The sequence below is a fragment of the Lentzea sp. NPDC051208 genome, assembly GCF_040682435.1.
Taxonomy (GTDB): Bacteria; Actinomycetota; Actinomycetes; order Mycobacteriales; family Pseudonocardiaceae; genus Lentzea; species Lentzea kristufekii.
In genome coordinates, this window is record NZ_JBFBAW010000009.1 from 230,394 (window position 1) to 255,319 (window position 24,926).

The 24,926-nt window shown below is 67.7% G+C and carries 24 protein-coding genes; 6 read left to right on the top strand and 18 right to left on the bottom strand.

The features are described from left to right. Positions 1-2 precede the first annotated feature (2 nt). Positions 3-737 carry an FAD:protein FMN transferase gene (locus tag AB0M48_RS23575; RefSeq protein ID WP_363845723.1) on the top strand — a complete coding sequence of 245 codons (735 nt, stop codon included), beginning with the start codon at positions 3-5 and terminating at the stop codon, positions 735-737. 226 nt (positions 738-963) lie between these two features. On the opposite strand, the gene AB0M48_RS23580 is transcribed toward AB0M48_RS23575, so the two are convergent. Beyond that, positions 964-1,977: an ADP-ribosylglycohydrolase family protein gene (locus AB0M48_RS23580; RefSeq protein ID WP_363845725.1), complete on the bottom strand. Its 1,014-nt coding sequence runs from the start codon at positions 1,975-1,977 to the stop codon at positions 964-966. A 122-nt stretch (positions 1,978-2,099) separates the two neighbouring features. On the opposite strand from AB0M48_RS23580, the gene AB0M48_RS23585 reads away from it, so the two are divergent. Then, positions 2,100-4,865, top strand: coding sequence for a BTAD domain-containing putative transcriptional regulator (locus AB0M48_RS23585; protein WP_363845727.1), 2,766 nt, complete (start codon positions 2,100-2,102; stop codon positions 4,863-4,865). 147 nt (positions 4,866-5,012) lie between these two features. On the opposite strand, the gene AB0M48_RS23590 is transcribed toward AB0M48_RS23585, so the two are convergent. Next, positions 5,013-5,783: an SGNH/GDSL hydrolase family protein gene (locus AB0M48_RS23590; RefSeq protein WP_363845729.1), complete on the bottom strand. Its 771-nt coding sequence runs from the start codon at positions 5,781-5,783 to the stop codon at positions 5,013-5,015. A gap of 244 nt (positions 5,784-6,027) precedes the next feature. On the opposite strand from AB0M48_RS23590, the gene AB0M48_RS23595 reads away from it, so the two are divergent. Next, positions 6,028-6,333 carry a hypothetical protein gene (locus tag AB0M48_RS23595; protein WP_363845731.1) on the top strand — a complete coding sequence of 102 codons (306 nt, stop codon included), beginning with the start codon at positions 6,028-6,030 and terminating at the stop codon, positions 6,331-6,333. Positions 6,334-6,507: 174 nt separating this feature from the next. Here the strand turns inward: AB0M48_RS23595 and AB0M48_RS23600 are convergent, their stop codons facing one another. From AB0M48_RS23600 to AB0M48_RS23625, 6 genes are read right to left on the bottom strand one after another with little or no spacing between them, the layout of a single operon-like run. Continuing rightward, positions 6,508-7,521, bottom strand: coding sequence for a BadF/BadG/BcrA/BcrD ATPase family protein (locus AB0M48_RS23600; protein ID WP_363845733.1), 1,014 nt, complete (start codon positions 7,519-7,521; stop codon positions 6,508-6,510). 5 nt (positions 7,522-7,526) lie between these two features. Then, complete coding sequence (locus tag AB0M48_RS23605; RefSeq protein WP_363845735.1) at positions 7,527-8,795, bottom strand: 6-phospho-beta-glucosidase; 1,269 nt, start codon at positions 8,793-8,795, stop codon at positions 7,527-7,529. Continuing rightward, on the bottom strand, positions 8,792-9,685 hold the full coding sequence (locus AB0M48_RS23610) for a carbohydrate ABC transporter permease (RefSeq protein WP_363845737.1): 894 nt from the start codon (positions 9,683-9,685) through the stop codon (positions 8,792-8,794). The genes AB0M48_RS23605 and AB0M48_RS23610 overlap by 4 nt, the downstream gene beginning before the upstream one ends. Then, the gene (locus AB0M48_RS23615; protein ID WP_266041924.1) at positions 9,682-10,656 is read right to left on the bottom strand and encodes a sugar ABC transporter permease; all 975 of its coding nucleotides are present in this window, start codon (positions 10,654-10,656) and stop codon (positions 9,682-9,684) included. Before AB0M48_RS23615 ends, AB0M48_RS23610 begins: the two co-directional genes overlap by 4 nt. 12 nt (positions 10,657-10,668) lie before the next feature. Beyond that, positions 10,669-11,994, bottom strand: a complete 1,326-nt coding sequence (locus AB0M48_RS23620; RefSeq protein ID WP_363845740.1) for an ABC transporter substrate-binding protein — start codon at positions 11,992-11,994, stop codon at positions 10,669-10,671. A 16-nt stretch (positions 11,995-12,010) separates the two neighbouring features. Continuing rightward, the gene (locus AB0M48_RS23625; RefSeq protein WP_363845742.1) at positions 12,011-13,222 is read right to left on the bottom strand and encodes an ROK family protein; all 1,212 of its coding nucleotides are present in this window, start codon (positions 13,220-13,222) and stop codon (positions 12,011-12,013) included. A 126-nt stretch (positions 13,223-13,348) separates the two neighbouring features. Between AB0M48_RS23625 and AB0M48_RS23630 the strand changes: the two genes are divergently transcribed. The 3 genes from AB0M48_RS23630 to AB0M48_RS23640 all read left to right on the top strand — a co-directional run bounded on the left by AB0M48_RS23630 (position 13,349) and on the right by AB0M48_RS23640 (position 16,080). Continuing rightward, the gene (locus tag AB0M48_RS23630) at positions 13,349-13,996 is read left to right on the top strand and encodes a DUF3159 domain-containing protein (RefSeq protein WP_363845744.1); all 648 of its coding nucleotides are present in this window, start codon (positions 13,349-13,351) and stop codon (positions 13,994-13,996) included. A gap of 102 nt (positions 13,997-14,098) precedes the next feature. Continuing rightward, positions 14,099-15,349 carry an AAA family ATPase gene (locus tag AB0M48_RS23635; protein ID WP_363845746.1) on the top strand — a complete coding sequence of 417 codons (1,251 nt, stop codon included), beginning with the start codon at positions 14,099-14,101 and terminating at the stop codon, positions 15,347-15,349. Between the two features lie 44 nt (positions 15,350-15,393). Continuing rightward, on the top strand, positions 15,394-16,080 hold the full coding sequence (locus tag AB0M48_RS23640) for an HNH endonuclease (protein ID WP_363845748.1): 687 nt from the start codon (positions 15,394-15,396) through the stop codon (positions 16,078-16,080). Between the two features lies 1 nt (position 16,081). Here the strand turns inward: AB0M48_RS23640 and AB0M48_RS23645 are convergent, their stop codons facing one another. Genes AB0M48_RS23645 through AB0M48_RS23690 form a run of 10 tightly spaced genes read right to left on the bottom strand, consistent with a single transcriptional unit; the run spans position 16,082 to position 24,903 of the window. Then, entirely contained in the window at positions 16,082-17,260 is a 1,179-nt protein-coding gene (locus AB0M48_RS23645; RefSeq protein ID WP_363845750.1) for a hypothetical protein, read from the bottom strand. Between the two features lie 7 nt (positions 17,261-17,267). Beyond that, entirely contained in the window at positions 17,268-18,446 is a 1,179-nt protein-coding gene (locus AB0M48_RS23650; RefSeq protein ID WP_363845752.1) for a hypothetical protein, read from the bottom strand. Beyond that, positions 18,443-19,747 carry a hypothetical protein gene (locus AB0M48_RS23655; RefSeq protein ID WP_363845754.1) on the bottom strand — a complete coding sequence of 435 codons (1,305 nt, stop codon included), beginning with the start codon at positions 19,745-19,747 and terminating at the stop codon, positions 18,443-18,445. The genes AB0M48_RS23650 and AB0M48_RS23655 overlap by 4 nt, the downstream gene beginning before the upstream one ends. Beyond that, entirely contained in the window at positions 19,744-20,070 is a 327-nt protein-coding gene (locus AB0M48_RS23660) for a hypothetical protein (RefSeq protein ID WP_363845756.1), read from the bottom strand. The genes AB0M48_RS23655 and AB0M48_RS23660 overlap by 4 nt, the downstream gene beginning before the upstream one ends. Further along, a complete protein-coding gene (locus AB0M48_RS23665; RefSeq protein ID WP_363845758.1) occupies positions 20,070-20,588 on the bottom strand; it encodes a YbaB/EbfC family nucleoid-associated protein in 519 nt (172 codons plus the stop codon). Before AB0M48_RS23665 ends, AB0M48_RS23660 begins: the two co-directional genes overlap by 1 nt. Positions 20,589-20,630: 42 nt before the next feature. Next, positions 20,631-20,801, bottom strand: a complete 171-nt coding sequence (locus AB0M48_RS23670; protein WP_363845760.1) for a DUF397 domain-containing protein — start codon at positions 20,799-20,801, stop codon at positions 20,631-20,633. Beyond that, positions 20,798-21,634 (bottom strand): helix-turn-helix transcriptional regulator, encoded by an 837-nt coding sequence (locus tag AB0M48_RS23675; protein ID WP_363845762.1) that lies wholly within the window; start codon positions 21,632-21,634, stop codon positions 20,798-20,800. The genes AB0M48_RS23670 and AB0M48_RS23675 overlap by 4 nt, the downstream gene beginning before the upstream one ends. Before the next feature lie 23 nt (positions 21,635-21,657). Continuing rightward, a complete protein-coding gene (locus AB0M48_RS23680) occupies positions 21,658-23,043 on the bottom strand; it encodes a class I adenylate-forming enzyme family protein (protein ID WP_363845764.1) in 1,386 nt (461 codons plus the stop codon). Position 23,044: 1 nt separating this feature from the next. After that, positions 23,045-24,118 carry a 3-dehydroquinate synthase II gene (locus AB0M48_RS23685; protein WP_363845766.1) on the bottom strand — a complete coding sequence of 358 codons (1,074 nt, stop codon included), beginning with the start codon at positions 24,116-24,118 and terminating at the stop codon, positions 23,045-23,047. Then, entirely contained in the window at positions 24,115-24,903 is a 789-nt protein-coding gene (locus tag AB0M48_RS23690; protein WP_363845768.1) for a 2-amino-3,7-dideoxy-D-threo-hept-6-ulosonate synthase, read from the bottom strand. The genes AB0M48_RS23685 and AB0M48_RS23690 overlap by 4 nt, the downstream gene beginning before the upstream one ends. Between the last annotated feature and the right edge of the window lie 23 nt (positions 24,904-24,926).

A 24,926-nucleotide genomic window follows, 5' to 3' on the forward strand; every position in this document is an offset into this window, starting at 1 on the left:
CCGTGCGGCGCGTCGAGCACATCATGGGGTTGCCGATCTCGGTGGACCTGCGTGACGGCGACGCCGCGCTGGCCGAGAGGGCCTTCGCCTGGCTGCGCGAGGCGGACGCCCGGTTCTCGCCGTTCAAGCCCGGCAGCGAGGTGTCCCGGCTCGACCGGGGTGAGCTCACCAGGGAAGAGCTCACCCCGGACCTCGTCGAGGTCCTCTCGCTGTGCGACTGGTACGAGCAGTCGACGGGCGGCGCGTTCACGGCACGGGTGCCGGGCCGCGGACTCGATCCGTGCGCGGTCGTGAAGGGCTGGGCCGTGCAACGGGCGGCGGACATGCTGCGCGAGGGCGGCGCCACGTCGTTCTGCGTCAACGCCGGCGGCGACGTCGTGACGGCCGGCGAGCCCGAACCCGGAAAGCCTTGGCGCGTCGGCGTTCGGCATCCCGATCTCGCCGACCAGCTCAGCGTCGTGCTCGGTGTGCGCGACGGAGCCGTTGCCACGTCAGCGTTGTACGAACGCGGGCAGCACATCCTGGACGGGCGTACCGGTCGGCCGGTCTCCGGGGTTGTCTCGGTCACGGTCGTCTGCGACGACCTCGCGATCGCGGATACCACTGCCACAGCAGCGTTTGCGCTGGGCAGGGACGGGATCGAGTGGGCTGCGGCGCAGGAGGGCTGCGAGATCTTCATCGTCGACGAAGATCGTCGGGTGTACTCCAGTCCTGGACTTCCCGTACACATCTGTTAACATGCTCGCCCAACGGAGCCTTGACTCCGGGGCATGATTTCGTTGATCAAGAGCTGGATCGGAGCTCGCGCTCGGGGCAAGACCCGGCCTGCTGTCGACCAACTACTCGTGCGGAAGAGCCTGCTGCGGCGCGAATTCGGGAGCGCGCTGCGGTGGGCTCTTCCTGTTGATGAGGGGAGCTTTCATAAACCTCAGGTTTGTGAAAGCTCCCCTCATCAACAGCCTTCTACGCGTAGCGGTCCTCGTTGAAGTCCAGGTTCACCGCGGACGAGCCCAGGTCGCGGCCCATCGCGTCCAGGACGTCGACCATTTCCAGGCCCATCAGCCAGTCGCGGGGCAGCGCGTCGGTGCCGTGCAACGCTCCGAGCACGTTGCCCGTCAGGGCTGCTGTGGCGTCGCTGCCGCCTGAGTGGTTCGCGGCGGCTCGCATGGCGTCCACGAACTGGGACGGCTTCGGGTGGGTCAGCACTGTGTAGACGGCGATCGCCAGCGCTTCTGGGCCGGTCCAGCCGCTGCCCAGGCGGTCTACGCGCACGGGTGAGGTGCCGTCGTGCTCGTCTGCCAGCACCACGGCGCGTGTCAGCACCGTTGCTGTGTACGTGTCGTCGCGCAGCACGCGGCCGATCACCTGGTCGATCGCTTCGCGCAGCGGCCTGGCCTTCACGGCCAGCAGGTGGACCAGCAACGCCAGTGCGCCGCCGGAGACCCAGCCGCCCGTGCCGCCGTGCGTGAGAGCGGCGAACCGGCAGCCGAGGTCGTAGGCGATCGCGGCGGACGGTGCGAAGCCCGCCGGGGCGGTGCGGGTGACGCCGTTGCAGCCGGACGACTCGTTGTGCGGGTTCTCCGGAGTGGACGGTGTCTCGGCGGCCAGGGCGCGCAGGCACGTGAGGCCCGGCGAGCGGCTCTCGTACAGCCGTTCGTCGGCGAGCAGCCCGGTCGCCCCGCGCTCGGGGGCCGGTTGCTGCTGGGTGATCAGCCAGCGGCGATAGCTGTGCCAGACCATCTGGGACGGTTCCCACTCGCCGGTGCGCTTGCCGCGCACCCAGGCGCGCAGGTAGCCGTCGGCGGTGAACAACGTCAGCTGGGTGTCGTCGGTGAACAGCGCGGGCTTCGGCGGCCCCATGACGCCCTCGGGGCCGTGTTCGCGCTGGATGTCGGCCAGGCCGAGGTACTGCACGGGCGCACCGAGCGCATCACCGAGAGCGCCGCCGAGAAGGCACCCGGCGCCGCGGTCAACCACGGAATTCCTGTCTCGCGGCACGTGTGAACAGTAGCGTCCCGCGAATCTGGGTCGTACTTGTATCTGAGACTCGGGCTTGCGCACCTGTTGAAGTGACGAGGTCAGCGCACCTGAGGAGGGACATGCGGAGCAAAACCGGACTCGAGTTCGGCGTGCTCGGTCCGCTCCAGGTGCTCGCGGACGGACGGCTCGTCCAGCTGGGCCGTCGTGGCATGCGCGGGCTGCTGGCCATGCTGGTCGTCGAGGCGAACCGACCCGTCTCGATCGACCAGATCGTCGACGCGCTGTGGACGGGCACGCCTCCGGCCACGGCGCGGACGATCGTGCACGGGTACGTCTCGCGGCTGCGCAAGGTGCTGGAGGAGTCCGATCCCGCGGGCTCCGCGACCATCCGCACCACGCCGACGGGGTACCAGCTGACCGTCGACCCGTGGCGCCTCGACCTGCACCGCGCCCGGCAGCTCGTGGCGTCGTCCCGCGGCAAGCCCGCCGCCATCAGGGCGGGCCTGCTGCGCGAGGCGCTGGGGTTGTGGCGCGGGCCGGTGCTCGCGGACGTGCCGGGTGACCCGATGACGTCCGACCTGGAAGAGCTTCGGCTGTCCGCGCTGGAAGAGCGCATCGACGCCGAGCTCGAACTCGGCCGCCACCTGGAGCTGGTGGGCGAGCTGCGCGGGCTGTGCACCGAGTACCCGTTCCGGGAACGCCTGGTCGCCCACAGCATGCGGGCGCTGTACCGGGCCGGGCAGCGTGCCGACGCGCTGGAGGCCTACCAGCGGTTCCAGCGCCGTGCCGTGGACGAGCTGGGCATCGACCCCGGCCCGCAGCTGCGCGCGCTGCACGAGCAGGTGCTGCGCGACGACCCGTCGTTGAGCGTGATCGGCCCGGTCGAGTCCCGTCCCGTCGCGCCGCGCGCGGGGATCGTGGCACCGGCGTTGCTGCCCGCCTCCGCGTCGCGGTTGTTCGGCCGGGACGACGACAGGTCGTGGCTCGACACCGTGGTGGGGGCGCGGAACCTGCGGGCGACGTCGGTCGCCGTGCTGACCGGTGCGCCCGGTGTCGGCAAGAGCGCCCTCGCGATCACGTGGGGGCACGAGAACTCCGAGCTGTTCCCGCACGGCGTGCTGTTCGCCGCGCTCGGCGACACCGAGCCGGGCGAGGTGCTGACCCGGTTCCTGGTGGCGATGGGTGTGCCGGCGGACGGCGTGCCGGTCGGCGTCGAGGACCGCGTCGGGCTGTACCGCTCACTGCTCAACCGCCGCCGCGTGCTGGTGGTGCTGGACGACGCGACGGCGTTCGACCAGGTCCAGCCGCTGCTGCCGCCGGGGTCGGGTTCGGTGGTGCTGGTGACGTCGCGGTCCCAGATGGAACGACTCGTCGTCACCAACAGCGCCCGCGTGCGCAAGCTCGGCCCGCTGGACGACTCGGCGGCGCGTGCGCTCGTGGACGACGTGCTGGGCAGGCCCCTGTCCCGGCAGGACCCGGTGGCCGCGCAGAAGCTCGCCGAACTCTGCGGAGGGTTGCCGCTCGCGCTGCGGGTGGCCGCCGCGAAGCTCGTGATCAGTCCCGAGTGGACGGTCGAGGAGCTGGTCGGGGAACTGGCCGACGACGGGCACCGGATGCGCGGCCTCGACCTGCCGGAGGCGGAGATGGGGGTCTCGCGGGCGCTGGACCTCTCGACCCGTGATCTGCCGTCCGAACTGGGTGAGGTCTTCCAGTCCGTCGGCCTGGCGCCCGGCCGGTGGATGTCGTCGCACGCCGTCGCCGCGCTGACCCGCATCCAGGTCGAGTCGGCCCGGTCCCGGCTGGCCCAGCTCGTCGGGGTGAACCTGCTGGTCGAACCGTGGCCGGACGGCTTCACGATGCACGAGCTGGTGCGCCTGTACGTGCGCGGAGCCGGCCGTGCCGACCTGGACTCGTTGCGGCGCCTGGTGAGCTACTACCTCGTGGCGTGCGACCACGTGCGCCGGGCCATCCGGCCGGCCCGTGACGGCCTGGACTTCGCCTTGGCGGACAACGGATGCACGGCCCTGCCGGCGTTCAGCGACCCGATCGACTGGTTCGACCGGGAGTGGCCCAACATCGTCGCGGTCGTGCACGCGTCCGCCGAAAAGGGTCTGCACGACCAGGTGTGGCAGCTCGTTCGGCTGCTGCACCACTACGCGACCGTGCGCGCACTCACCGGGGAGTGGGTGGCGCTGGTCGGGTTCGGCCTGGCCGCGGCCGAGGTGACGGGGAGCCGCCTCGGCCAGATCCTCATGCTGGACACGACCTACACGACGAACGCCCGGCTGGGACGTCCCGTCCTGCTGCCGGACGCTCGCCGCGCGCACCGGCTCGCGATGGAGCTGGGTGAGCGGCAGTACCTCGTGCTGACGCTCGCCCAGCTCGCCGACGTCCTGTTCCGGCTGGAGCAGCACGACGAGGCGCTGCTGCACTTCTGGGAGTCCGTGCAACTCGCCCAGCAGTCCGGCGACGTCGTCGGCGAGGCGCACGGCCTGAACAACGTGGCGCAGGTCGAACAGGCCCGTGGTCACGTGGAAGTCGCTCTGCGGCACCAGGCTCACGCCGTCGAGGTGTACCGGCGCTCGGGCGACGACATCGCGCTGATCCGCGGTCTCGCCAACCTGGCCGAGCTGCACCTGGAGGCCGGCGCGCTGGACCAGGCCGAGATGCTGGCCCGCCAGGTCGTCGACCAGGCCGCCGTCGCCGAGGTGACGTACCTCGAAGGGTTCGGCCGGCACGTGCTCGGCGGCGTGTTGCTCCGGCGGGCGGAATGGGCTGCCGCGGCTGCGGAACTGACGGAGGCGTTGCGCCTGTACGAGCAGGTCAATTCGGCTCGTGCGGTGGAGGTCCGGACCCTGCTGGACTCCCTCTCGTCCGAGGTTTAGCGGACGTTTAGTCGTCTGGTCCCAAAGCATGGGATGTTGGAGCAGCAGGCCGCCGAGTGGGGGATTACCGAGGGGGTAAGGCGCCTGCGTCTGGAGGGCCCGACCGGCATTCGGGGGAGAGTGCCGGTCGGGCCCTCCGCTTTTGCTTCAGTTGACGACGTGGCTTTCGTCGCTGCAACGCGCCATGGGCAGCAATTCGGGCCGCTTGGGCGCCAGACCGTCACCCATCGACTCACCCCTGAGCGTGCGGCCGATCCACGGCACCACGTGTTCGCGCGCCCACTTGAGGTCCGCCTTGCGCTGGGTGACCCAGTCGGTCTGCTGCAGCGCGGGCCACGGCTCGTTCCAGGACTGGTCGTCGATCAGCCCGAGCACCTCGGCGGCCTTGAGCGCGACGCGCTGGTGCCCCTCCGGCGAGAGGTGCAGCCGGTCCTCGCTCCACGCGCGACGGTCGTGCAACGGGTGCATGGCCCACAAATCGACCATCCGGCAGTGGTAGCGCTCGGCGATCGACCACAGGTGCGTGTTGTAGATGGCGACCTTGCCGCGGATGCTCCTGAGCAGCGGCGTGGAGCGTGTGTCGAACCCGGTGAAGATCACGACGTCGCAGCCGGTGGACCTGAGCTCGGCCACGGCCACCTCGTAGACCTCGGCCAGCGCGTCCGGGTCGCTGTTGGGCAGCATGATGTCGTTGCCGCCGCCGCAGAACGTCACCAGGTCCGGCTTCAGCGACATCGCGAGGGGCACCTGGTCGTCGATGATCTCCTGCAGCATCTTGCCCCGGACCGCGAGGTTGGCGTACCTGAACTCAGGCGCCCGCTGGGCGATCATGCCCGCCAGGCGGTCCGCCCAGCCCACGTAGGTGTCGCCGGGGCCCGGGTCGTCCATGCCCTCGGTGAAGCTGTCCCCCAGGGACACGAGACTGTTCCATCGCAGCAGCACTACATCCCCCTTGCTCGTACTACCTCGTCCTGCCGGCCGCCGACGGGCTCCCGTCCGAAGGCGACTGGTTAGCATGCACAAAGAACCCTTGGTTACGCCACCGTCGGTTACGGCATCGTAGGTTTTGTCGCTGTGGGTGACGATTCTTTTACCACTCGATCGAGGGAAGCTGGAGGGTGATCCGAGGGATTCGTCTGATTCTGTCGCTACCTTCTGCCGGGTGCGTTCAGGTTTGCCGCTTCCGCTCCTTTCCCTTGGTGTCGCGCTCGTCACAGGCGCCCTGCTGACCGGGGTCGCTCTGAGCGGACCGGCCCTGCCCGGAGCCGACGGGCGTGGCGTGGTCACGCCGCCTCCCCATTCCAATCCGGTGGTCACTCCGGAGGCCGGGTCGCCCCAGGGGAGCGTCGCCGCGACGACCGTGGCGCCTTCCGGTGCGGTGCCCGCGGTGGCGCCCGCAGTGTTGCCCACCGATGTTTCGTCCGAGGTCCCGAACGCCGAAATCCCCCGCAACGACCTCGGCGCGTGAGGTCGCTGCGGGGGCCGTTGGGCCTTTCCGAGGAGCGCCGCCGCCGGACTTGCTCCCCGGAAAGGTGTTGGGACCACTGCTCGGGGCGCCGCCGCCGATGAGCCCCGAGCAGTGGGGCTGGGACCGTCTCAGGGGGCACCGCCGCCGAAAACCCCCTGAGACGGGGTCTGTGGGCTAGCCGCTCGCCGCCACGTCGAGGACGGCCGTCGGGACGTGGTCGTGGTAGGCCGAGCGCAGCCTCAGCTCCGCGCTCGGCGAGGCCCCGATGTGGTCGAGGCCGAGGAGCGCCGCACCCACGACGGGGGGCACGTCGACCAGGCGGACCTGGGCGAGCGGGGCGGCTTCCAGGATCCGCTGACGAACCGGGCCGACCACCGTGTCACCGGTGTGCGTCAGCACTCCGCCGCCCAGCACCACGTCCACGGGTTCGTTCATCAGGTCGAGCTTGCGCATGGAGACCGTGGCGAGCAGGACGATCTCCTCGATCAGGCGGTCGACCTGTTCCAGGGCAACGGAATCCCCCTGCGCGGCCACCTCGAACACCAACGGGCAGAGAGCGTGCGGGTCCAGTGCGATCTCCTCGAAGTGGATCTTCTCGACCACCGTGGAGATCGACTTCTCGCCGTAGTGCGCGAGGAGCGCGTCCAGCAGCAGCGTCGGCTTGCCCCGGCCGTCCTCCGCGCGCACGGCGTGCCAGAGGGCGTCGTTGCCGAGCTGGCCGCCGCCTCCCCAGTCACCGGAGATGGCGCCCAGGGCGGGGAAGCGGTGGGTCCGGCCGTCCCTGGCCACCCCCACCGCGTTGATGCCCGCGCCGCAGACGACCGCCACGCCGCCGGCCGCCGCGGTACCCGCCCGCAGCAGCGCGAAGGTGTCGTTGCCGACGAACGTCGTCCTCGACCAGCCCCGCTCGGTGATCGCCCGCGTCAGATCCTCCTCCTCGCGGGGCAGATCTGCTCCCGCCAAGTAGGCGGACGTGTGCGTGGCGATCGGCTCGTCGGGGGACAGTCCCGCCTGAGCCGCGGCCTCGCGTGCCAGTCCCTCGAACACGTCGAGTCCGCGCTTCATGCCCACGGTCTGAGGCGGGGCACCAGGGCCGCGCACCTGCGCGAGCACCTTGCCGTCCGCGTCGACCAGCAGCACAGCGGTCTTGCTGTTCCCACCGTCGATGGCGAGCACCCGGTCGGTCATCTGTGTCAGTTTCCCTTCACCCACGGCAGCAGGTCGCGGTTCTGCGCGATCAGCTCGTCGGCCAGCTGGTCCGCGATGGCGTGCTGGCCGATCAGCGGGTGCGCGAGCAGCGCGTTCGCCACTCGGTCACGGCCACCGTGCCTGGCCGCTTCCAGTGCCAGGTACTCGTACGCGGTGACGTGCGAGATCAGGCCGGAGATGGACGGTTCCACGGGACGCACCGGCAGCGCCTTGCCGCCGTTCGAGTCCACAGTGGACGACACCTCGATCACGGCGTCGTCGGGCAGGAAGGGCAGCGAGCCGTTGTTCTGCACGTTCACCACGTGCTTCTCAGCGCCTTCACCACCGGTCAGCGCGTGCACCAGCTGCACGGCCGCCTCGGAGTAGTACGCGCCGCCGCGTTGCGACAGCTGCTCCGGCTTCGTCACGACCGACGGGTCGCCGTAGATGTCGAGCAGTTCCTTCTCCACCGCGGCCACGACCTCGGCGCGCGGCGGTTCGGTGAGCTGCTTCTTCACGACGGCGTCGTGGTTGTAGAAGTAGTTCAGGTAGTACGACGGCACCATGTTCAGGCGCCGCATCAGCCCGCCGTCGATGCCGATGTGCTCCGCCAGGCCCTCGACGTGGTCGGCGAGCAGTTCCGGCAGGCGGTCGACACCGTCGACGTACACGCCGCGTTCCCACGTGAGGTGGTTCAGGCCGACGTGCTCCAGCTCCACTGTGGACGGATTCACGCCGAGCAGTGCGGACGTCCAGCGCTGGAACGTGATCGCCACGTTGCACAGGCCGATCGCCTTGTGACCCTCCTGCAGCAGCGCGCGCGTCACGATGCCGACCGGGTTCGTGAAGTTCACGATCCACGTGTCGGGACCGGCGATGCGGCGCACCTTGTCCGCGATGTCCAGGACCACCGGCACGGTCCGCAGGGCCTTGGCGAGGCCTCCCGCGCCGGTGGTCTCCTGGCCGACGCACCCGCACGTGAGCGGGAACGTCTCGTCCGAGGCACGCGCCTTCTGCCCGCCGACGCGCAGCTGCAGCAGAACCGCGGACGCGCCCTCGATGCCTTCTTCGAGCGACGTGGTGGTGCGCACCTTCGCCGAGTGGCCCGCGTGCTCCAGCAGCCGCTGGCTGAACGGGCCGATCAGTGAGAGGCGGTGCTCGTCCGGATCGACGAGGACGATCTCGTCCACCGCCAGGCTGGTGCGACGGCCGGCGATGCCGTCGATCAGCTCCGGTGTGTAGGTGGACCCGCCACCGACGACGGTGAGTTTCACCCTTTTACCCCCGTGAACGTGATTCCCTTGACGAACGACTTCTGGGCGAAGACGAAGAGGACGACGGCCGGGATCATCGTCAGGAACGTGACGGCCATCGACGAGTTCCACTGGACGATGTGCATGCCCTTGAACGTCGCCAGTGCCAGCGACAACGTCCACTGGTCCTTGACCTCGCCGGTGTAGAGCAACGGGCCGAAGTAGTCGTTCCAGGTGAAGAGGAAGCAGAACAGCGCGGTGGCCGCGATGCCGGGCTTCGCCATCGGCACGATGATCCGGACCAGTGCCTGGAACTCCGAGCAGCCGTCCACCCGCGCGGCGTCCACGTAGGACTGCGGGATGGTCAGCATGAACTGGCGCAGCAGGAAGATGCTGAACGCGTCGAACAGGAAGTACGGCGCGATCAACGGGACCAGCGTGCCCGTCAGGCCCAGCGAGGACCAGGTGTCGTACAGCGGCACGGCGACGACCTGCGGAGGCAGCATCATCGCGCCGATGACGAGGATGAAGGCCACGTTCCGGCCGCGCCACTTGAGCTTCGCGAGCGCGTAGGCGGCGGGGATCGACGAGATCAGCATGCCCAGCGTCGCGAGCAGCGAGTACGTGAGGCTGTTGATCAGGTACTGGAACAGCGGGGCCTTGTCGAAGACCTCGACGAAGTTCTCCCAGTGCCATTCCGTGGGCCAGAGGTTCGACGTGAAGGCCTGGTTGTCCGACATCACCGCGGTGAGGAAGACGAACACGACGGGCGTGGCGAACATCAGGCCGAGCGCGAGGCCGATCGAGTGCGTCGCGACCCAGTTCAGGAAACCGGCGACGTTGCGCTTCCTGCGCGGCTGCTCCGGTTCCGCGGGGACGTCGACCGGTGGTTTGGTCAGCGTGGCGGTCATGCTCCCGGACCCCCTTCCTCAGCCGTGGAGTTCTTGCGCATCCGCTGGACCAGCACGATGGTCACGGCGAACGAGATGACGAACAGCACCGTGGCCATGGCGGCCGCGTAGCCCATGTCGAAGTAGCGGAAGCCCTGCGTGTACAGGTAAACCGGGAACGTCAGCGTGGAGTTGTCCGGAAAACCGAGATACTTGGTCGATCCCGTCGCGTCCGCCGCTCCCGAGCCGGCCGACCCCGCGACGACCGCCTGCGTGAAGAGCTGCAACGCGAGGATCACCGAGTTCACGATGCCGAAGAGCAGCACCGGGGAGATCGTCGGAAGCGTGACGTGCCACCAGCGCCGGATCGGGCCGGCGCCGTCGAGTTCGGCGGCCTCGTACTGCTCCTGCGGCACGTCGAGGATCGCGGCGAGGATGATGATCATCAGGTCGCCGGAGATCCACAGCATGATCGCGGTGATGCCGGGCTTGGCCCACGCCGGGTCCGAGAACCACAGCGGCGAGTCGACCCCGAACCAGCCGAGGACGCTGTCCACCGGACCGCCGTTGGGGCGCAACACCATGAAGAACACGAGTGTCGCGGCCACCGGCGGCGCCAGTGACGGCAGGTAGCAGAGCGTCCGGATCAGCCCGACGCCCGACTTGAGACGTGCGATGACCGATGCCACGCCCAGCGCGAACACCGTCCGCGCGATCGTGAGCACGACGACGAACCACAAGGTGTTCGCGATCGCCTTGGTGAGCAAGGGATCCTTGAACATGAACTCGTAGTTGGCGAGTCCGTTGAACTCCGGCGGGTTGATCAGGTCGTACTTCGTGAAGCTGAAGATGACCGTGGCGACCAGTGGGTAACCGAAGAACAGGACGAAGCCGATGAGGGCCGGGGCCATGAACCCGAGCACGGCGAGACGGTGGCGGGCACGTGCCCGCCCCTTGCCGGGGGCGGGCCGCGCGCCGAGCGTGGCGGTCATCTTGCGAATCCCCTACTTGCCGCTCTTGGCGATCTGGTCGTCGATGTTCTTGTCGACTTCCTTGAGGCCTGCCGCCAGGTCCGGGACCTTGCCGGACTGGTAGGAGACCGAGAAGTCGGTGACGGCCTTGATGTGCGCGTCACCGATGGGGGTGACGGGGTTGCCCTTGAGCTTGTCGCTCTTGGCCAGGTCGATGAACGTCTTGAACTGCTCGTCCACCTCGAGCTGAGGGCTCTCCATGGCGGCCTTGGTGCTCGGGACGTTCTTGATGGCGTTGGACAGGCCGACGATCGTGTCGGTGTCGAACGTCAGGTGCTTGATCAGCTCCCACGCGGCACCGGGGTTCTTGGCGCCCTTGGGAATGCCCATGATCGTGCCCGTGGTGAACGCGGTGCCGTAGTCGGCGGGCTTCCAGGTCGGGAACGGGGCCGTGCCGAACTTGATCTGCGGCGCCTGCGCCTTGAGGAAGGCGGTGCGGTACTCACCGTCGACCATGATCGCGATCTTGCCCTGGTGGAACGCGTGGTCGGCCGAGTACTCCTGGCCGAGACCCGCGCGGAACCGCTCGAGGGCGTCGTAGCCGTAGAAGTCGACGAGCTTCTTCTGGAACGTCATCATCTCGGTGAAGCCGGGGGAGCTGGCGAGACCGGACTTGCCGTCCTTCTCCCACTCCGCGCCGAACGTCGGCGCGAGGATGGTCGGGCGGTTGGCGTAGAAGCCCATCGTGGGCAGGTAGCCCGCGACCTCGATGTCACCGTTCGGCGCCTTCTTGGTCGCCTTCACGGCCGCGTCGTACAGCTCGTCCAGCGTCTTCGGCGGGGTCGTGATGCCGGCCGTCGAGAGCAGGTCCTTGTTGTAGTACATGGCGTACACGTCGGTGAGCATGGGCATCGCGCAGCGGTTGCCCTTGTACTCGGTGTACTGCTGCACGGCAGGCGTGAGCTGGTTCAGGTCGACCTTGTCGCGGTCGATGTACGCCTTCAGCGGCTGGAACGCGCCCGAGGAGCAGAACTGGCCGATGTTGTCGGTCGTGAACGACAGCGCGACGTCCGGCGTGTTGCCCGAACGGATGCCCGCGGTGATCTTGTCGTCGTCCTGCGAGCCCTCGTGCTTGATCTCGATGTTCGGGAACTTCTTGTTGAACGTCTTGAGGGCCTTCGTGACTTCCTCGTACTCGCGGTCGGAGTAGTTGCTCCAGACCGTGAGCGTCAGCTTGTCGTCCTTGCCAGGAGCAGCTGCGGCGTCGGAATTCGCGCCACCACCCTTGCCCGCCGCACATGCGGTGAGGGTCAGCGCTGCGGCGACACAGAGCAAGGCAGCACGGGTGTGCTTGCGCATGTGCACTCCTTCTCGATCAACGTGGGGACCCGGCGACCACTGGGCCGCGGAATGGAGCCGTGGTGGCTGCCGGGAGGCCGAACACCTGTTCGCGGGCAACGGCGAGCGCCGAGTGCAGTGCGCCGCTGCGCACTGGTTTCCCGGTCACCAGGGCCAGCTGGATCGGTGTTCGCGGCACCACCAGTTGCCGCAGTTCCGCGGCAACGAGGTCGTTCAGCGTGGTTCCGCCTGCCTGCGCGATGTCGCCGGACAGGAGGATGAGTTCCGGGTCGAGCACCGCGACGACGCTAGCCACGCCCGTGGCGATGCGCTTGGCGAGATCGACCATGAACCCACGGCCCGCCGGACCCGCGGCCAGCGCCTTGCGCACGGCACTGTGACCGTTGCGCGCGGTGAGCCCGTGAGCGCGTGCGAGCTTGCAGATCGACGTGCTGCTGAGCAGTTCGCCGTACGTGCCGCCGGAGCGGTCCGTGTCGGTGTCGGCCGCCGCGCGGTCCGGGATCATCAGTCCGTCGATCTCGCCCGCGCCACCGGAAGCGCCGTGCAGCAGCGATCCGTTGACGACGACGGCGGCACCGACGAGATCCGCGGGCCAGATGACGACGAAGTCGTTCACCTCGGTGGCCCGTCCGGCGACCATCTCCTCCAGCGCGACGAGGTTGACGTCGTTCTCGACGCTCACCGACGTCGCGAGCTGCTCCCGCAACCGGCCGGGCACGTCGAAACCGCTCCAGCCGGGCAGATGTGGTGCGTAGGCGAGCTCACCGTTCGCGGGGTTCACCGCTCCCGGACAGCCCACCACGACGTGCAGCAACTGGTCGGCGCTCAGACCTGCTTGCCCGCAGGCCTTGCCGACCGCGCTCACGAACGCCTCCAGCACGCCGTGCTTCGCGGGCATCGGCGCCTTGTGCTCGGTGAGCACGGCACCGGAGATGTCCGCGATCGCGATGTCGACCGTCTCGGGGGTGAGATCGACAGCGGCGATGTGCGCAAGCGCCCCGTTGACCGACCACAGCTGGGCACGAGGCCCACGTCCACCGCCGCGCAGTCCGTTGCGGACCACGGAGTCGCCGGCTTCGAGTCGAGTGAGCAGCTGTGCGGTCGCCGGCTTGGAGAGACCGATCAGGCCTTCCAACTCCGACCTGGTCAGCGGCCCGTTGCGCAGCAAAGCCTCGATGGCTGCGCGGTCGTTGATCTCCCGCAACAGTCGTGGGCTTCCGGCACGCATTAGGTCCGCTCCTGTCTGTTAACTTTCCAGACGATTTCGCCAGACGGTAGTGACCTGGTTCACCGGGGTCAATCCCCGATATGGGTCCGTTACCTGAGTTAGGTTCGCCTAAGGCACCCTGGAACCATGACCGACGTGCGCCACGAGTCACTCGCCTCACTGCTAGGAGGCCGAGGCGGCGCCCTCGACGCCTCCCTGCCGCCGCTGGCGTTCGTCGCGGGCTGGCTGATCTGGAACCACTCGATCGGCGCCGGTGCCGTGGCGGCCGTCCTGTGCGGTGTCGCGATCGGCGTCTTCCGCTTCGTACGAGGCGAGAAACCCCGTGCCGTCGTGTTCTCGGTCCTGGCCGTGGTCGCGGCATCGCTGGTCGCGCTCTACACGGGCCGTGTGGAGGACTTCTTCCTCATCCAGCTGCTGTCCAACGTCGCCTCGGCCCTGGTCTGGGCAGGCTCCATCGCGGTGCGCTGGCCGTTGCTCGGCGTGGTGGTGGGAACGCTCCTCGGCCAGAAGGCGCGATGGCGTCGAGACCCTGCTCTTTTGCGCGCCTACTCCATCGCCTCGTGGCCGTGGGTCGGGCAGTACGCGCTGCGTGTCGCCGTGTTCACCCCGTTGTGGCTGGACGCTCAGGTCTACTGGCTGGCCACTCTGCGGCTCGCCCTGTCGTGGCCGTTGCAGATCGTCTGCATCCTGGTGTCGGGGTGGATGCTGCGGCGGGCGCTGCCTGCGGACCACCCCGGGTTCCGGCATCCGAGGGTGCCGGAGTCCGCTTCTTAGGTCAGTGCAGAGCGCCACTGCATCTTGTTGGTCGGCGGGCTAGGGGTACGCCCTACTAGAGTCACAGAAGGAATCATTTGCAACTCGGCGGCCGGAGTGGACATGTACGTCTCACAGGTGAAGCTGCGGAACATCAAGGGGTTCCACGGTGCCCGCGAGGTGGACCTGATTCTCACTCGCCCTGACGGCTCGCATGCCGGATGGACTGTTATCGCGGGCCGAAACGGTTCAGGCAAGTCCACCTTGCTGCAGGCGATCGCCCTTGCGCTCGGTGGATCAAACGCAGTCGCCGCGGTCATGGGGGATCCGGAGAACTGGAGAGCGCGCGGGGCGGATCGGGCTGAGGCGGCTCTGCGCATTTTCCTGGACCCGGATTTTGATTCTGTTGAATCGCTTGAGCGTGATGAGCTGGCGCTCTTCTGGTCGGGTTACACGGTGTGGGAAGTCAGGTCGGATGAATTCGGCAGGGCGTGGGAATCTCCGTCGAATGGGTTGTTGAGTGCCGCGTACGGGCCATTTCGCCGGCTGACTGGCGCTGTCCGCAAGACTTCCAGTCGCGTGGCGAGCATCTCAAGTTTGTTCAACGAGGACGCCTCGCTCGCCGAGGGGGTCAGCTGGCTCATTCAGCAGCATCTGCGTGCACTCGAAGGCGAACCAGGCGCGGATGATCTCAAGCAAGCCGCGCTTCGCCTGTTGAGCGACGGTCTCCTGCCCGATGAACACAAGGTAGATGCCGTCACTTCTGACGGTCTTTGGGTCACCTGCGGAGGCAACAGGTTCCCGCTGCGAGAGACAAGTGACGGGTACAGAACTGTGACCGCACTTGTCGTCGATCTGCTCAAGCAGATCCACGATGCCTACGGAAAACTCGAGGTCGAGGGCAACGCAGTCACTGCGCCCGGAGTGGTGATCATCGATGAGGTTGATGCCCACCTCCACGTCTCCTGGCAGCAGCGCATCGGCGGCTGGCTCAAGGCGCACTTCCCCAACATTCAGTTCATCGTGACGACGCACAGTCCGTACATCTGCCAGGCCGCAGATCCTGGTGGGCTGATCCGGTTGCCTGGGCCGGAGGAGCAGCTGCCTCCGCACGTGGTCGACCAGGATCTGTACGAGCGGGTCGTGTACGGCAGCGGCGACGATGCGGTGCTCACCGAACTGTTCGGCCTCGACTCGCCCTACTCGGAGCAGGCCGAGCGACTCCGCGGCCGGCTTGTGGACCTTGAGGTCAAAGTGCTCGACGGGACGGCGGACGATCACGAAGTTCAGCAGTACAAGGAACTTCGGGCGAAGCTCACCAGTTCGCTGACTGCGCGGGTGGACGAGGTGGCCGCCCGCTTGCGCGACGCATGATCAGAATCGCTCGATCGGATCTTCCTCTGCGCACGGTTGCCGCCATGTCCAAAGCGACTGAGAAGATTCGTGTGGCGAGCCCTGACGAGCGGTACGGGAAGGCTGACGCGGCTTGGCGCAAGTCAGCAATCCGGAAGACGGTCCGAGCACGGCTCGGAGAGATGGCGCCGGGGTATGAGAGATGCATGTACTGCGGCGAGAGTCGAGGTACCAGCGTCGATCACTTCGAGCCCGTCGCTCGAAACCCTTTGCGCACCTTCGACTGGCTCAACCATCTTCTAGCTTGTACGACCTGCAACAGCCATGAGAAACGAGAGCAGTTTCCGGTCGACGAGGACGGCAACCCCCTGCTGATCGATCCGACAGCCGAAGATCCGTTCGATCATCTGCGGCTGACGCTGACGCTCGGTGTCTATCGCTCCCGGACTCCGAAAGGGCAGGCGACCATCAACGTGTTCGGGCTCAACAAGCCTGGGTTGGTGAAGGGTCGCATGCATGCTCGAAAAGTGGTCACGTCCGCTCTGCGCGATTGGGGCAGGGCGCATGAGCGCGATCGTGCGGACGAGATGCTGGAGCACGTGCAGACGGTGCAGGATCAGCCAATGGCGGACGTCTGCCAGTCCATGTTGCGAGAGGCGCTCAGCCCAGGTGCGGATGTGGTGTTCAGCGAATCTCTGGATCTGCTCGTTCTTCTCCGAAGAGAAGACCTGCGCAGTGCGTTGCTGAGGTAGGTCAGCGCTTCTTCCGCTTCTTGTCGGAGCCCGGCACCGTCCCGGTCTTGGGCGGTGGTGGCGGTGGTTCGGGGACGGCCTCCAGGTAGTCCTGGGTGGCCATGAAGTCCTGAAAACCCCTGAACACGAACGCGTAGGCAGCCCAGAAGAACGCGACAGCGACGACCCCGAGCCCGGCGACGGTCAGTCGTCCTTCCCCGTCCAGCCCGCCGGCGGTGTTCCAGTCGTCCTGCAGTTCCGGCGATCCGGTGATGAGCGACAACGTGGTCATCGTCAGCATGTAGAGCGGTAGGAGGAGGAAGCCGCCCAGCAAGATCAGGTGGTATGGGCGCTTGTCAGTGCTGTAGGTGCTGACGAGTTCGCCGCGCCGCAGCCGTTGGGCGGGGTCTTCCGAGGCAGTGAGCGGAACGTCGGCCTTGCTGCACCAGTCCTCTGTGGTCAGTGGCTGCTCGTCGAGCTCGACCCCTGCTGACCGCGCCTGCACCGCGGCCAGCACTGTCCGCCCGATCTGTTCGGTCACGGGGATCAGCAGTTCGCGCGCGGTGCCGATCACGTGCAGTGCGGGACCAGGCGGCACGTCGAACGTGCTGGCGTTCGCCCGTGTCGTCGCGGAGTGCAGGAACGCCGTGCAGGTCATCTCCTGTTCGACCTCGACGAGTTCGATCGAACGCAATGTCGTCCACGGGATCGTCGCGACGTCACGTGAGCGTTTGCGCCGCGAGGCGAGGCTGTCGAGCGCGAGACGGTCCTCCCGGACGCACAGGCGGGCTTTCAGGCCTCTCGTCGGGAACGGGATCTCCAGCTTCGACCTGATCAGCGCGGGCGTGACCGGACGAGTGGTGACCAGCACGACCACCTCGCTCAACGCCCAGCACACCGCCACCAGTCCTGCCGCGATCAGCAACGAGACAGGGCGGTTGTGCTCGACGTCTATCCGCAGGCCTTGGAAGAGCGCACAGGCGACTCCGGGGAACGCCGCCCAGCGTGCCCAGACTCGCCACATCGGCACTCGCCGGCGGTGCCACCAGAGCCCGATGACGGTCATCACCGAGAACGCGATCGCCCCGTGGACGAGTACCTTCTGCGCGGCGCCCAGGCGGGCGGCGACGACAGTGGACAGTGCGGCACCGGCAGCGATCAGCAGCAGACCAGCCGTCCGGCGGAGGAACAGTTCGGCCACTTCGGACTCAGCGCCTCTTCCGCTTCTTGCCGGTCCTGGGAGCTGCCCCTGTCTTGACCGGAGCGGGCGGTGGTGCCGGATAGGCCTCGATGTAGTCCTGCGTCCACATGCCGTCGAGGAAGGGTTTGATCACGAAGCGGTGCAACAGGTAGAGGAACACGACCGAGGCGATGCCCAGGGTGGCGACCGTGCCGGGATGGACGACCCCGCCCGCCGCGTAGAACTGCTCCTGCATCTTCTCCGAACCCGTGACGAGCGACAGCGTCATCCCGGTCAGCATGAGCAACGGCATGAGCAGGAACGCTCCGACGAGCCCAAGGATGTAAGGACGGCTGTCGGTGCGGAAGGCTTCCTTCGGCCGGCGTTCAGGAGAGACGTGTGCTGCTGCGTACCAGCTCAGTTTCGCGAACGGGTCCTCCACGAACTCGACGTTCGCGGAGCGTGCCCGCACCGCGGCGAGCACGGTCTGCCCCACCTGTGGCGTCACCGGGATCAGCAGCTCGCGTGCGGTGCCGACGACGTGCAGTGCCGGGCCGGGTGCCACCTCGAACTCACGGGTGTTCGCGACGACCCAGTTCGAGAACACCCGCGCCCGCCAGACCGTCTCCACGTCGACTTCGACCAGTTCGATCGACCTGAGGGACGCCCACGGCACTGCGAGCACGTCGCGCGAGCGTTTGCGCCTTGAGACCAGGCTGTCCAGGACCAACCGGTCCGCTCTGACGCACAACCGGGCTTTGAGCCCCCTGGTGGGAAACGGGATCTCCAGCTTCGACGAGATCAACCTGGTGGTGACGGGCCGGGTCAGCACGAGCCGTGCCGCCTCGCCCGCCAGCCAGGACGCCACGACGAGGCCGAGGCCGATCACGAGTGCGACCGGCTTGTTCCAGTCACTGGCTATGAAGAAGCAGGTGACAACAGCGAGGAAGAGGCCGGGGAACGCGGCCCAGCGCGCCCAGATCGGCCACATCGTCGTGCGACGCCAGTGCCACCCCAGGCCGATGGCGATGATCAGCCAGATGGCTCCGCCGCCTATCACGAGATCCAGCACGGTGTGCTCAGGTGCCCTACCGCCCCTGAGCCGCGCGTCCCACGCAGTGAGTCTCGGAAAGGCGGCGACCGGAACGAACGCGGCCAGGGCGACCAGCGCCAAGCCTGCCGCCCTGCGCGCGAGGACCTCGATCACAGGTCGCCTTCCATGCGTTGGAACGACCCGGGCCGCTCCACGTTCGCCCGCTGGCCCTCCCAGTACTTCTGCCAGGCCTCGTTCTTCTCGTCCTGCTTGACCTCGGCGTCCGCTTCGCGGTGAGTCTGGTCGCTCCACTCCTGGACGACCGCGTTGCCCAGGATCTTGGGGTACTTCGGCAGGGAGATCTCGGGGAGTTCGTGGCCGAACACCTTCGGTTTGATTCCGCCTTCGAGGACGTCGATCGCGTCGTTGAAGCGTGGATTTCCCACGTTGATGCTGTCGCGCAGGTTCGCGTTGCGGGTCTCCTCCAGCGACTTCACCGCGTCGGCCCTGGTCTCCTTGAGCTTGTCGCCCTTCGTCCCGAGTTCCTCCAAGCGCTTCAGGTCCTCGGCGTCGAGCTTGCCCTGCTGCGCCTTCTTCGCCAGGTGCAGTGCATCGGTGGCATGCCGCGCTGCCTTCTGGTTGTAGTCGGTGACGGTTCGTTTGAGGTTCTCCGTGGTGTTCCCCAGCGTGTCCCGCGAGTGCTTGGCCTTCTCGGCGACGTTCTCCAGTTGCTTCACCACCTTGCTGATCTTCTTGGCGTTCTTGCCCGCGGTGATCGCGCCCTGCGCCACGGTGTCGGCGATGAACGCGGCTTGTGACCCGCCGAAGGTGAGTGGTGCCAACGCTGTCGCCGCAGCGAACTTGATGATCGTGTTCGAGATGAACGACGCGATCGCGTCCCGTACCGCGCCACGAACGACGCCGATCGCCGACGGGGCGACCGTCATCGCCTGCGCTGCCGACGTCGCGTGGCTCGCGCCGCCCGCCACCACGTTCGAGAAGTCCTGCACGGCCTTGCGGTAGCTCTCGACCGCAGGGCCTTGTGAACCGCTCAACGTGTTCAGCGTGGCTGAGTACTTGTCCGCAGTGTCTTGCATGCGCTTCGCGATGTTCTTCCACGTGGTCGCCATCGCGTTGACAGCGTCCGGGTCGCCGGCGAGGACGTCGAGACCTTCCTTGAGGAAGGCGATGTGCTCGATCAACCAGCCGATTCCAGCGGACAGCAGGCTGCCGAGCGGGTTGGTCACGAAGCCGAGCAGGTCCATGCCGAATCCGGCCAGGTCACCCAGAACTGCCGTCCAGTCGCCCTTGGCGCCGTCGTAGATCAGGTTCGCGGAGCTGCTGAAGATGCCCGCCGCATCCCACGCCTGCGTGGGGCTGTCGAAGTTGGAGAAACCGACCAGGTCTCCGGCTGCGAACTTCTCGGTCGCGTTGAGAGGATTCAGCTCTCCGATGTTCTGCGGCTCGTCGCTCACGGCTTGGTCCCGTCCAGGCCCTCGCGCAGTTTTGCGAACATCTGCGATGCGGCTTCCTCGTGATCGGCATAGGTCTCGCGCATGTCGGAGAACCTCTCCGCGACTGAGTCTCCGGCTTTCTTGACGGTGTCGACGTAGTCGCCCGCCTTGTTCGTCCAGTTCTGCATGACCTCGGCGAAGAACATGCCGACCACGCCCCACGTCTGGTAGTTGCCGACGTAGGCCGAAGCGGCGTCGGCCGCGTCCGGGAGGCCTGCGATGAGGGCCTTCAGTTCGCGTTCGTGAGCTTCGAGAGCCTGGAGGTCTACCTGGAAGCCCGCCATCACCAGCCACCTTCCTTCTTGAAGAGGCTGCGCTGGTCGTAGTCGGTGTCGTCGTCCTCGACCGGTCGGCGTGCCGGACGTGGGGCAGGCGGCGGCTGGGTTGCGGCTGCGTCCTGTTGTTCCTCGTTCACCACGAACTGCGGAGGTGCGGCGGGTGCGGGCTCGTCCGGGACGTCGATCGGTGGGATCTGGGACTGGACGAACTGCATGGCCTCGCTGTTGTCGCCGATGAGCGGGGCCATGATCGTGGCGATCTGGCTCACGGCCTGGGCCTGGGCGCGTTTGGCCGTGGACATCACGAGAGCGGCCAGGCGGTCTTTGGGCATGTCGTCGGCCTTTGTGCCGAACGACAGGTTCAGCAGCGCTCCCCCTGCGCTGACGCTCACCGTCACGGCGCCGTCTGTGCTGGTGGCGGCGCCGGTCAGGTTCGCGATTCGGGACTTGGCTTCTTCTGCCTGGTCGAGCAGGGCGGCGGTGCGCTGCTCGTAGTCCTCGATGAGCTGGTTCGGATCGGTCATGTGGTCCCCCTTGCACGTGCGTGAGGGGGACGTTACCGAGGGTTACTGCGTCTTGCTGGGGAAACGGGCCAAGCGCAGGAACGCGGACCAGGCGGCCGGCGAAACGGGGATGTGACTGCTCGGGGCCTTGCTGTCGCGGATGCCGACTCCGTGGCCCACCTCGACGCAGTTGTTGCTGCTGCCGCTGTAACTGCTCTTGCGCCAGGCGGTCATTGGAGGCCCTCCAAGATGTTGTCGATCACCGCCCTCGATTCTTCCTCAGTCAGGGCGACGGCCGCGAGAGCCGTCAGGATGTCCTCGTGGATCTTGATGGTCTCCGGGTCGTCGAAGAACAGGCAGTAGTTGACGCTGTCCGCGTAGACGACCGGCGGGTACTTCGGGAACTTCATCAGGCAGAAGTCACCGCAGGTACCCGCGTGCACGCCTGCCGACCGGGGAACGATCCGGATGCTGATGTACTTCCGCACCGACATCCTGAGCAGGTGGGCCAGCTGTTCTCGCCACACCTCGACGCTGCCGACCGGGAGTTCCAGCGCCTGTTCGTGCACCAGGAACACGAATTTCCTGTCAGGTTCGAGGATGTGCGCACGAGCCGCCCTGGCAGCGGCGACCGCCGGGACGTCCTCCGCCTCGATCACGGGCGAACGTTCGGTGACGATGTAGCCGTAGTCCGGCGTTTGCACCAGGCCGGGCACGAGGATCATCGACCAGGTGATGATCTCCTCGGCGTCCTGCTCGTGGTCGATCAGCGTGCGGACCTGGTCCGGCACACCGTCCTTCGGGATCTGAAGCCAGGCGTTGCCCGACTCGTGGAACAGCGCCAGCAGGTGTTCGCGTTCCTCGACCGTGGCCCGGCAGTACCCGAGCAGCAGCAGGACGTCCGCCTCGGTCACACCGCCTTTGCCGAGGGTCATGTCGGAGATCTTGGCTTCCTGCCAGCCGAGGAGTTCGGCGAGTTTGCGATGGGTGAGGCCGGTCCTCGCGATGATGGCGCGAACAGTGCCACCGAACTCCCGGCCCACCACGCTGGACGATCTTTTGGGCATGTCGGAAAGCTAGGCCTGGCAGGTCATTTCGTGCCATCGTTTCCGGCCGAATGTGCCTGAAGGTAGGACGCATGGAGCGGCTCCATGTTTCGGATGATCTTGCCGCTCGACGTTCTCGGAAGCGTGTCCATGACGTGGATGTGCTGGGGCAGCTTGAATTCCGCGAGCCTTTCCGTGCACCACTCCGACAGTGCTTGCGCGGTGAGGGTGTTGCTGGCAGTGCCCACGTAGGCCCGGATCTCCGTCTGTCCCACCGCGACCGCTTCGGTCACCTGCGGGTGTCCACGTAGGACCTGTTCGACCTCGGTCAGGTCGACCTTGTTGCCACGCACCACGACCAGTGAGTCGGCGCGGCCGAGCAGGCGCAGTTCGCCGTCGGCGGTGAACTCGCCCCGGTCGCCGGTGCGGAACCAGCCGCCGGAGAAGCGCGCCTGGTCGTCCGAGGACAGGTAGGGCGTTTCCGGCAGGGCCACTTCCACCAGGCCGTTGCGCACTCGCGCTGTGATGCCGGGCATCGGCTTGCCGACGGACGGGCGGACCGTGCCGCCCACGGCCATGGTGAGGGCGCCGGTTTCGGTGGTGCCGAAGCATTCACCCACCGGGAAGCCGTAGGCGGCGAGGAATCGGGAGGCCACGTCCTGCGGCATCATCTCGCCACCGGCGAACGCGCCGCGGACTGTGCGCAGCGCGTCGCGGTCGGGTGAGGAGGCCAGCAGGTCGAAGTGGAACGGCAGGCCGGTGACGAAGTCGACCTCGTGGGTTCGTGCGGAGCCCAGAATGTCTTCTGCGGTCGGGCTTGCGGCGAACACGAGGTGCACGCCTGTCGCGAGAGAGTGCAGCAGGCCACCGATCAGGCCGAAGCTGTGTGCGGGGGAGTTGAGCAGCAGCAGGCGTTCGCCGCGGCGCACCATGCCGTCGGAGGCGGAGAAGCGTGCCACCTCGTCGACGAGTGACGGCGTGCTGCGGCCGATGACCTTCGGGCGGCCGGTCGAGCCCGAGCTGAACTGGACGAGCCGGTGCGGAGTCGTAGCGGGGTGGCCGTCGACCCGTTCGGCCGCCAGTCCGTACCGCTCCTGGAAACCCTGGACAGGAGCGCCGCCGGGGTGGACGAGGAACTCCGGGCGCGTCAGTTCGTGCAGGACGTGGGCCTCGGCCGGGCGCAGGCGGTGGTCGATCGAGATCACCTGCGCGCCGATGCTCCACAACGCGAGCACGGCTTCCAGCTGGCTGAAGCTCGGCGGTACCTGGACGGCGACCGTGCTGCCGTCGCGGATGCCGACGGCGGCGAAGCGGAGAGCGTGAGCGGTGACGTCGGCGCGCAGCAGGCCGTGCGTGACTGTGCTGCGGTGGCTGAAGATCGGCACCTCGTCGCCGTGGCGGTGCAACAGGTCGGTGATGAACTCACGCACTTCATGACTCCTTGCAGAACTCGCCGATGGGGAGGCCCACGTGCCGTTGCTCGGACGCGATGTAGCCGAGCAGTTCGTCGCCGGGCTGGAGTTCGGTCACGTTGCGGACCTTGCCTCCGGGCGCGAGGACGCGGACGTGCCAGTCGTCCTGCACCATCAGGTCGACCACCACGTTCTCCGGTGAGCGGGCGGTGATGGTGAGCATCGGGCGGGACTCGAGCTTGGCCCTGCCGACGGTGAGCTCGCGGGTGCGGCCGTCGGCGTCGACGGCGAGGACCTTGCTGCCGGAACGCAGTTCGGACAGGTAGTTGGTGCGGTTCGCCGGGCCCAGCACGTACGAGTGCAGCGCGCCCGCGTTGACCCGGAACGGCCGCGTCGGCATGTACGGCAACGGATGCGTCTCGCTGCAGCAGAGGATGAACCCCGACGAGAACGAGCCGACGAGGATGCCCTCGTCCTCGCGGAAGTGCGAGGCGGTGTCGACGCAGACGCGGTCGCCGAGGCCGTTGTGGGTCAGCGCTTCCACGGTGAGCGTGGTCAGGGTCAGCGGCGGGGACGTGGTTTCCAGCAGCCGGGCCAGTTTGAACACGTCCGTCGCGTCCCGCGGGGCCATCAGCACGCCGTCCGAGCCGTGTTCGAGGCATTCGAGGACGATCGCGGCCTCGACGAGGTCGGTGACGACGGTGATCAGCTTGCCGGGTGCGCCGTCGGCGGCGGCGATCACGATCTCCAGCGGGATCTTCGTCGGATCGGTGAACGCGACGACGGTGTGGTCGAGCCGTTCCGCCGCGGCACAGGCGAGTTTGAGCGTGCGGTCGTCGCTGACCGTCACGAACGCGGAACCCGAGTGCAGCCGGTCCAGCTGGTCCTGGTCGTGCACCGTCACGGTGACCAGGTGAGGGCTGTCGACCGGCTGGGAGGCGAGCAGCACGCGGGTGATCGTGGGCGGCAGGCCGTCCAGCAGCGCCGGGTCGTCCGCGACGACTCCGGCGATCCGGCTGTGCACGGCCGCGTCGATCACGGCGGTCCGGTGCGCTTCCGGGACGGTTCTGAGGTCGATCCAGGCGAACTTCACCGGTTCTCCAAGGTGGCGGTCAGGGCGTGGATGAGGCTTGCGTCGGTGGGCGCGTGCACGATCGACGCCAGCTCCGCGACCAGGTGCATCGGCGTCGGTGAGGTGAAGACCCGCCGTCCGACGGCGAGGCCCGCGCAGCCCGCGTCCATCGCCGCGCGGGCGTGGCGGGCGAGGCTGGTCGCCGAGGCCGGGCCGCCCGCGACGATCACCGGAATCGGGCAGCTGGCAACGACTTCGGTCATGTCGTCGGCCAGGTTGGTCTTGACGATGTCCGCGCCCAGGTCCGCCGCGATGTTGACGACGTGCGCCAGCAGAGCAGGGTCCCTGGGGTCGCCGACGCGCGGGCCGCGGGCGTAGGCCATCGCGACCAGCGGGACGTTCCACGAGTCGCACGCGGCCGCGACCGTGCCGAGGTCGGCGAGCTGGCGGGCTTCCGTGTCCGAGCCGATGTTGACGTGCACGCTCACCGCGTCGGCACCGAGCCGCAACGCCTCGTCGACCTCACCGACGAGCACCTTGGCGTTGGCGTCGGCCATGTGCGCGGTGCCCGCGCTCAGGTGGACGATCAGCGCGCATCCGCCCAGCACGGCGGGATCGATGGTACGCACACGTCCTTTGTGGACGATGATGGCGTCGGCGCCGCCCTGCACGACGGCGCGGATCAGGTCCTGCCACCGCCCCTGCGGCACCACCGGGCCGTCCGAAACGCTGTGGTCCAACGGCACGAAGAGGTACCTGTCGTCGTGCGGACGGGAAAGGCGTCGCAGCCGCAACGCTTTCCTCATGGCGGTCCCACCCCTCGGGTCGT

Excerpts from the sequence above, each read along its gene's own strand:
- AB0M48_RS23585 (WP_363845727.1), top strand. The coding sequence starts at position 2,100 with ATGCGGAGCAAAACCGGACTCGAGTTCGGCGTGCTCGGTCCGCTCCAG.
- AB0M48_RS23600 (WP_363845733.1), bottom strand. The coding sequence starts at position 7,521 with ATGACCGACCGGGTGCTCGCCATCGACGGTGGGAACAGCAAGACCGCT.
- AB0M48_RS23610 (WP_363845737.1), bottom strand. The coding sequence starts at position 9,685 with ATGACCGCCACGCTGACCAAACCACCGGTCGACGTCCCCGCGGAACCG.
- AB0M48_RS23615 (WP_266041924.1), bottom strand. The coding sequence starts at position 10,656 with ATGACCGCCACGCTCGGCGCGCGGCCCGCCCCCGGCAAGGGGCGGGCA.
- AB0M48_RS23620 (WP_363845740.1), bottom strand. The coding sequence starts at position 11,994 with ATGCGCAAGCACACCCGTGCTGCCTTGCTCTGTGTCGCCGCAGCGCTG.
- AB0M48_RS23625 (WP_363845742.1), bottom strand. The coding sequence starts at position 13,222 with ATGCGTGCCGGAAGCCCACGACTGTTGCGGGAGATCAACGACCGCGCA.
- AB0M48_RS23630 (WP_363845744.1), top strand. The coding sequence starts at position 13,349 with ATGACCGACGTGCGCCACGAGTCACTCGCCTCACTGCTAGGAGGCCGA.
- AB0M48_RS23635 (WP_363845746.1), top strand. The coding sequence starts at position 14,099 with ATGTACGTCTCACAGGTGAAGCTGCGGAACATCAAGGGGTTCCACGGT.
- AB0M48_RS23640 (WP_363845748.1), top strand. The coding sequence starts at position 15,394 with ATGTCCAAAGCGACTGAGAAGATTCGTGTGGCGAGCCCTGACGAGCGG.
- AB0M48_RS23660 (WP_363845756.1), bottom strand. The coding sequence starts at position 20,070 with ATGGCGGGCTTCCAGGTAGACCTCCAGGCTCTCGAAGCTCACGAACGC.
- AB0M48_RS23665 (WP_363845758.1), bottom strand. The coding sequence starts at position 20,588 with ATGACCGATCCGAACCAGCTCATCGAGGACTACGAGCAGCGCACCGCC.
- AB0M48_RS23670 (WP_363845760.1), bottom strand. The coding sequence starts at position 20,801 with ATGACCGCCTGGCGCAAGAGCAGTTACAGCGGCAGCAGCAACAACTGC.
- AB0M48_RS23675 (WP_363845762.1), bottom strand. The coding sequence starts at position 21,634 with ATGCCCAAAAGATCGTCCAGCGTGGTGGGCCGGGAGTTCGGTGGCACT.
- AB0M48_RS23690 (WP_363845768.1), bottom strand. The coding sequence starts at position 24,903 with ATGAGGAAAGCGTTGCGGCTGCGACGCCTTTCCCGTCCGCACGACGAC.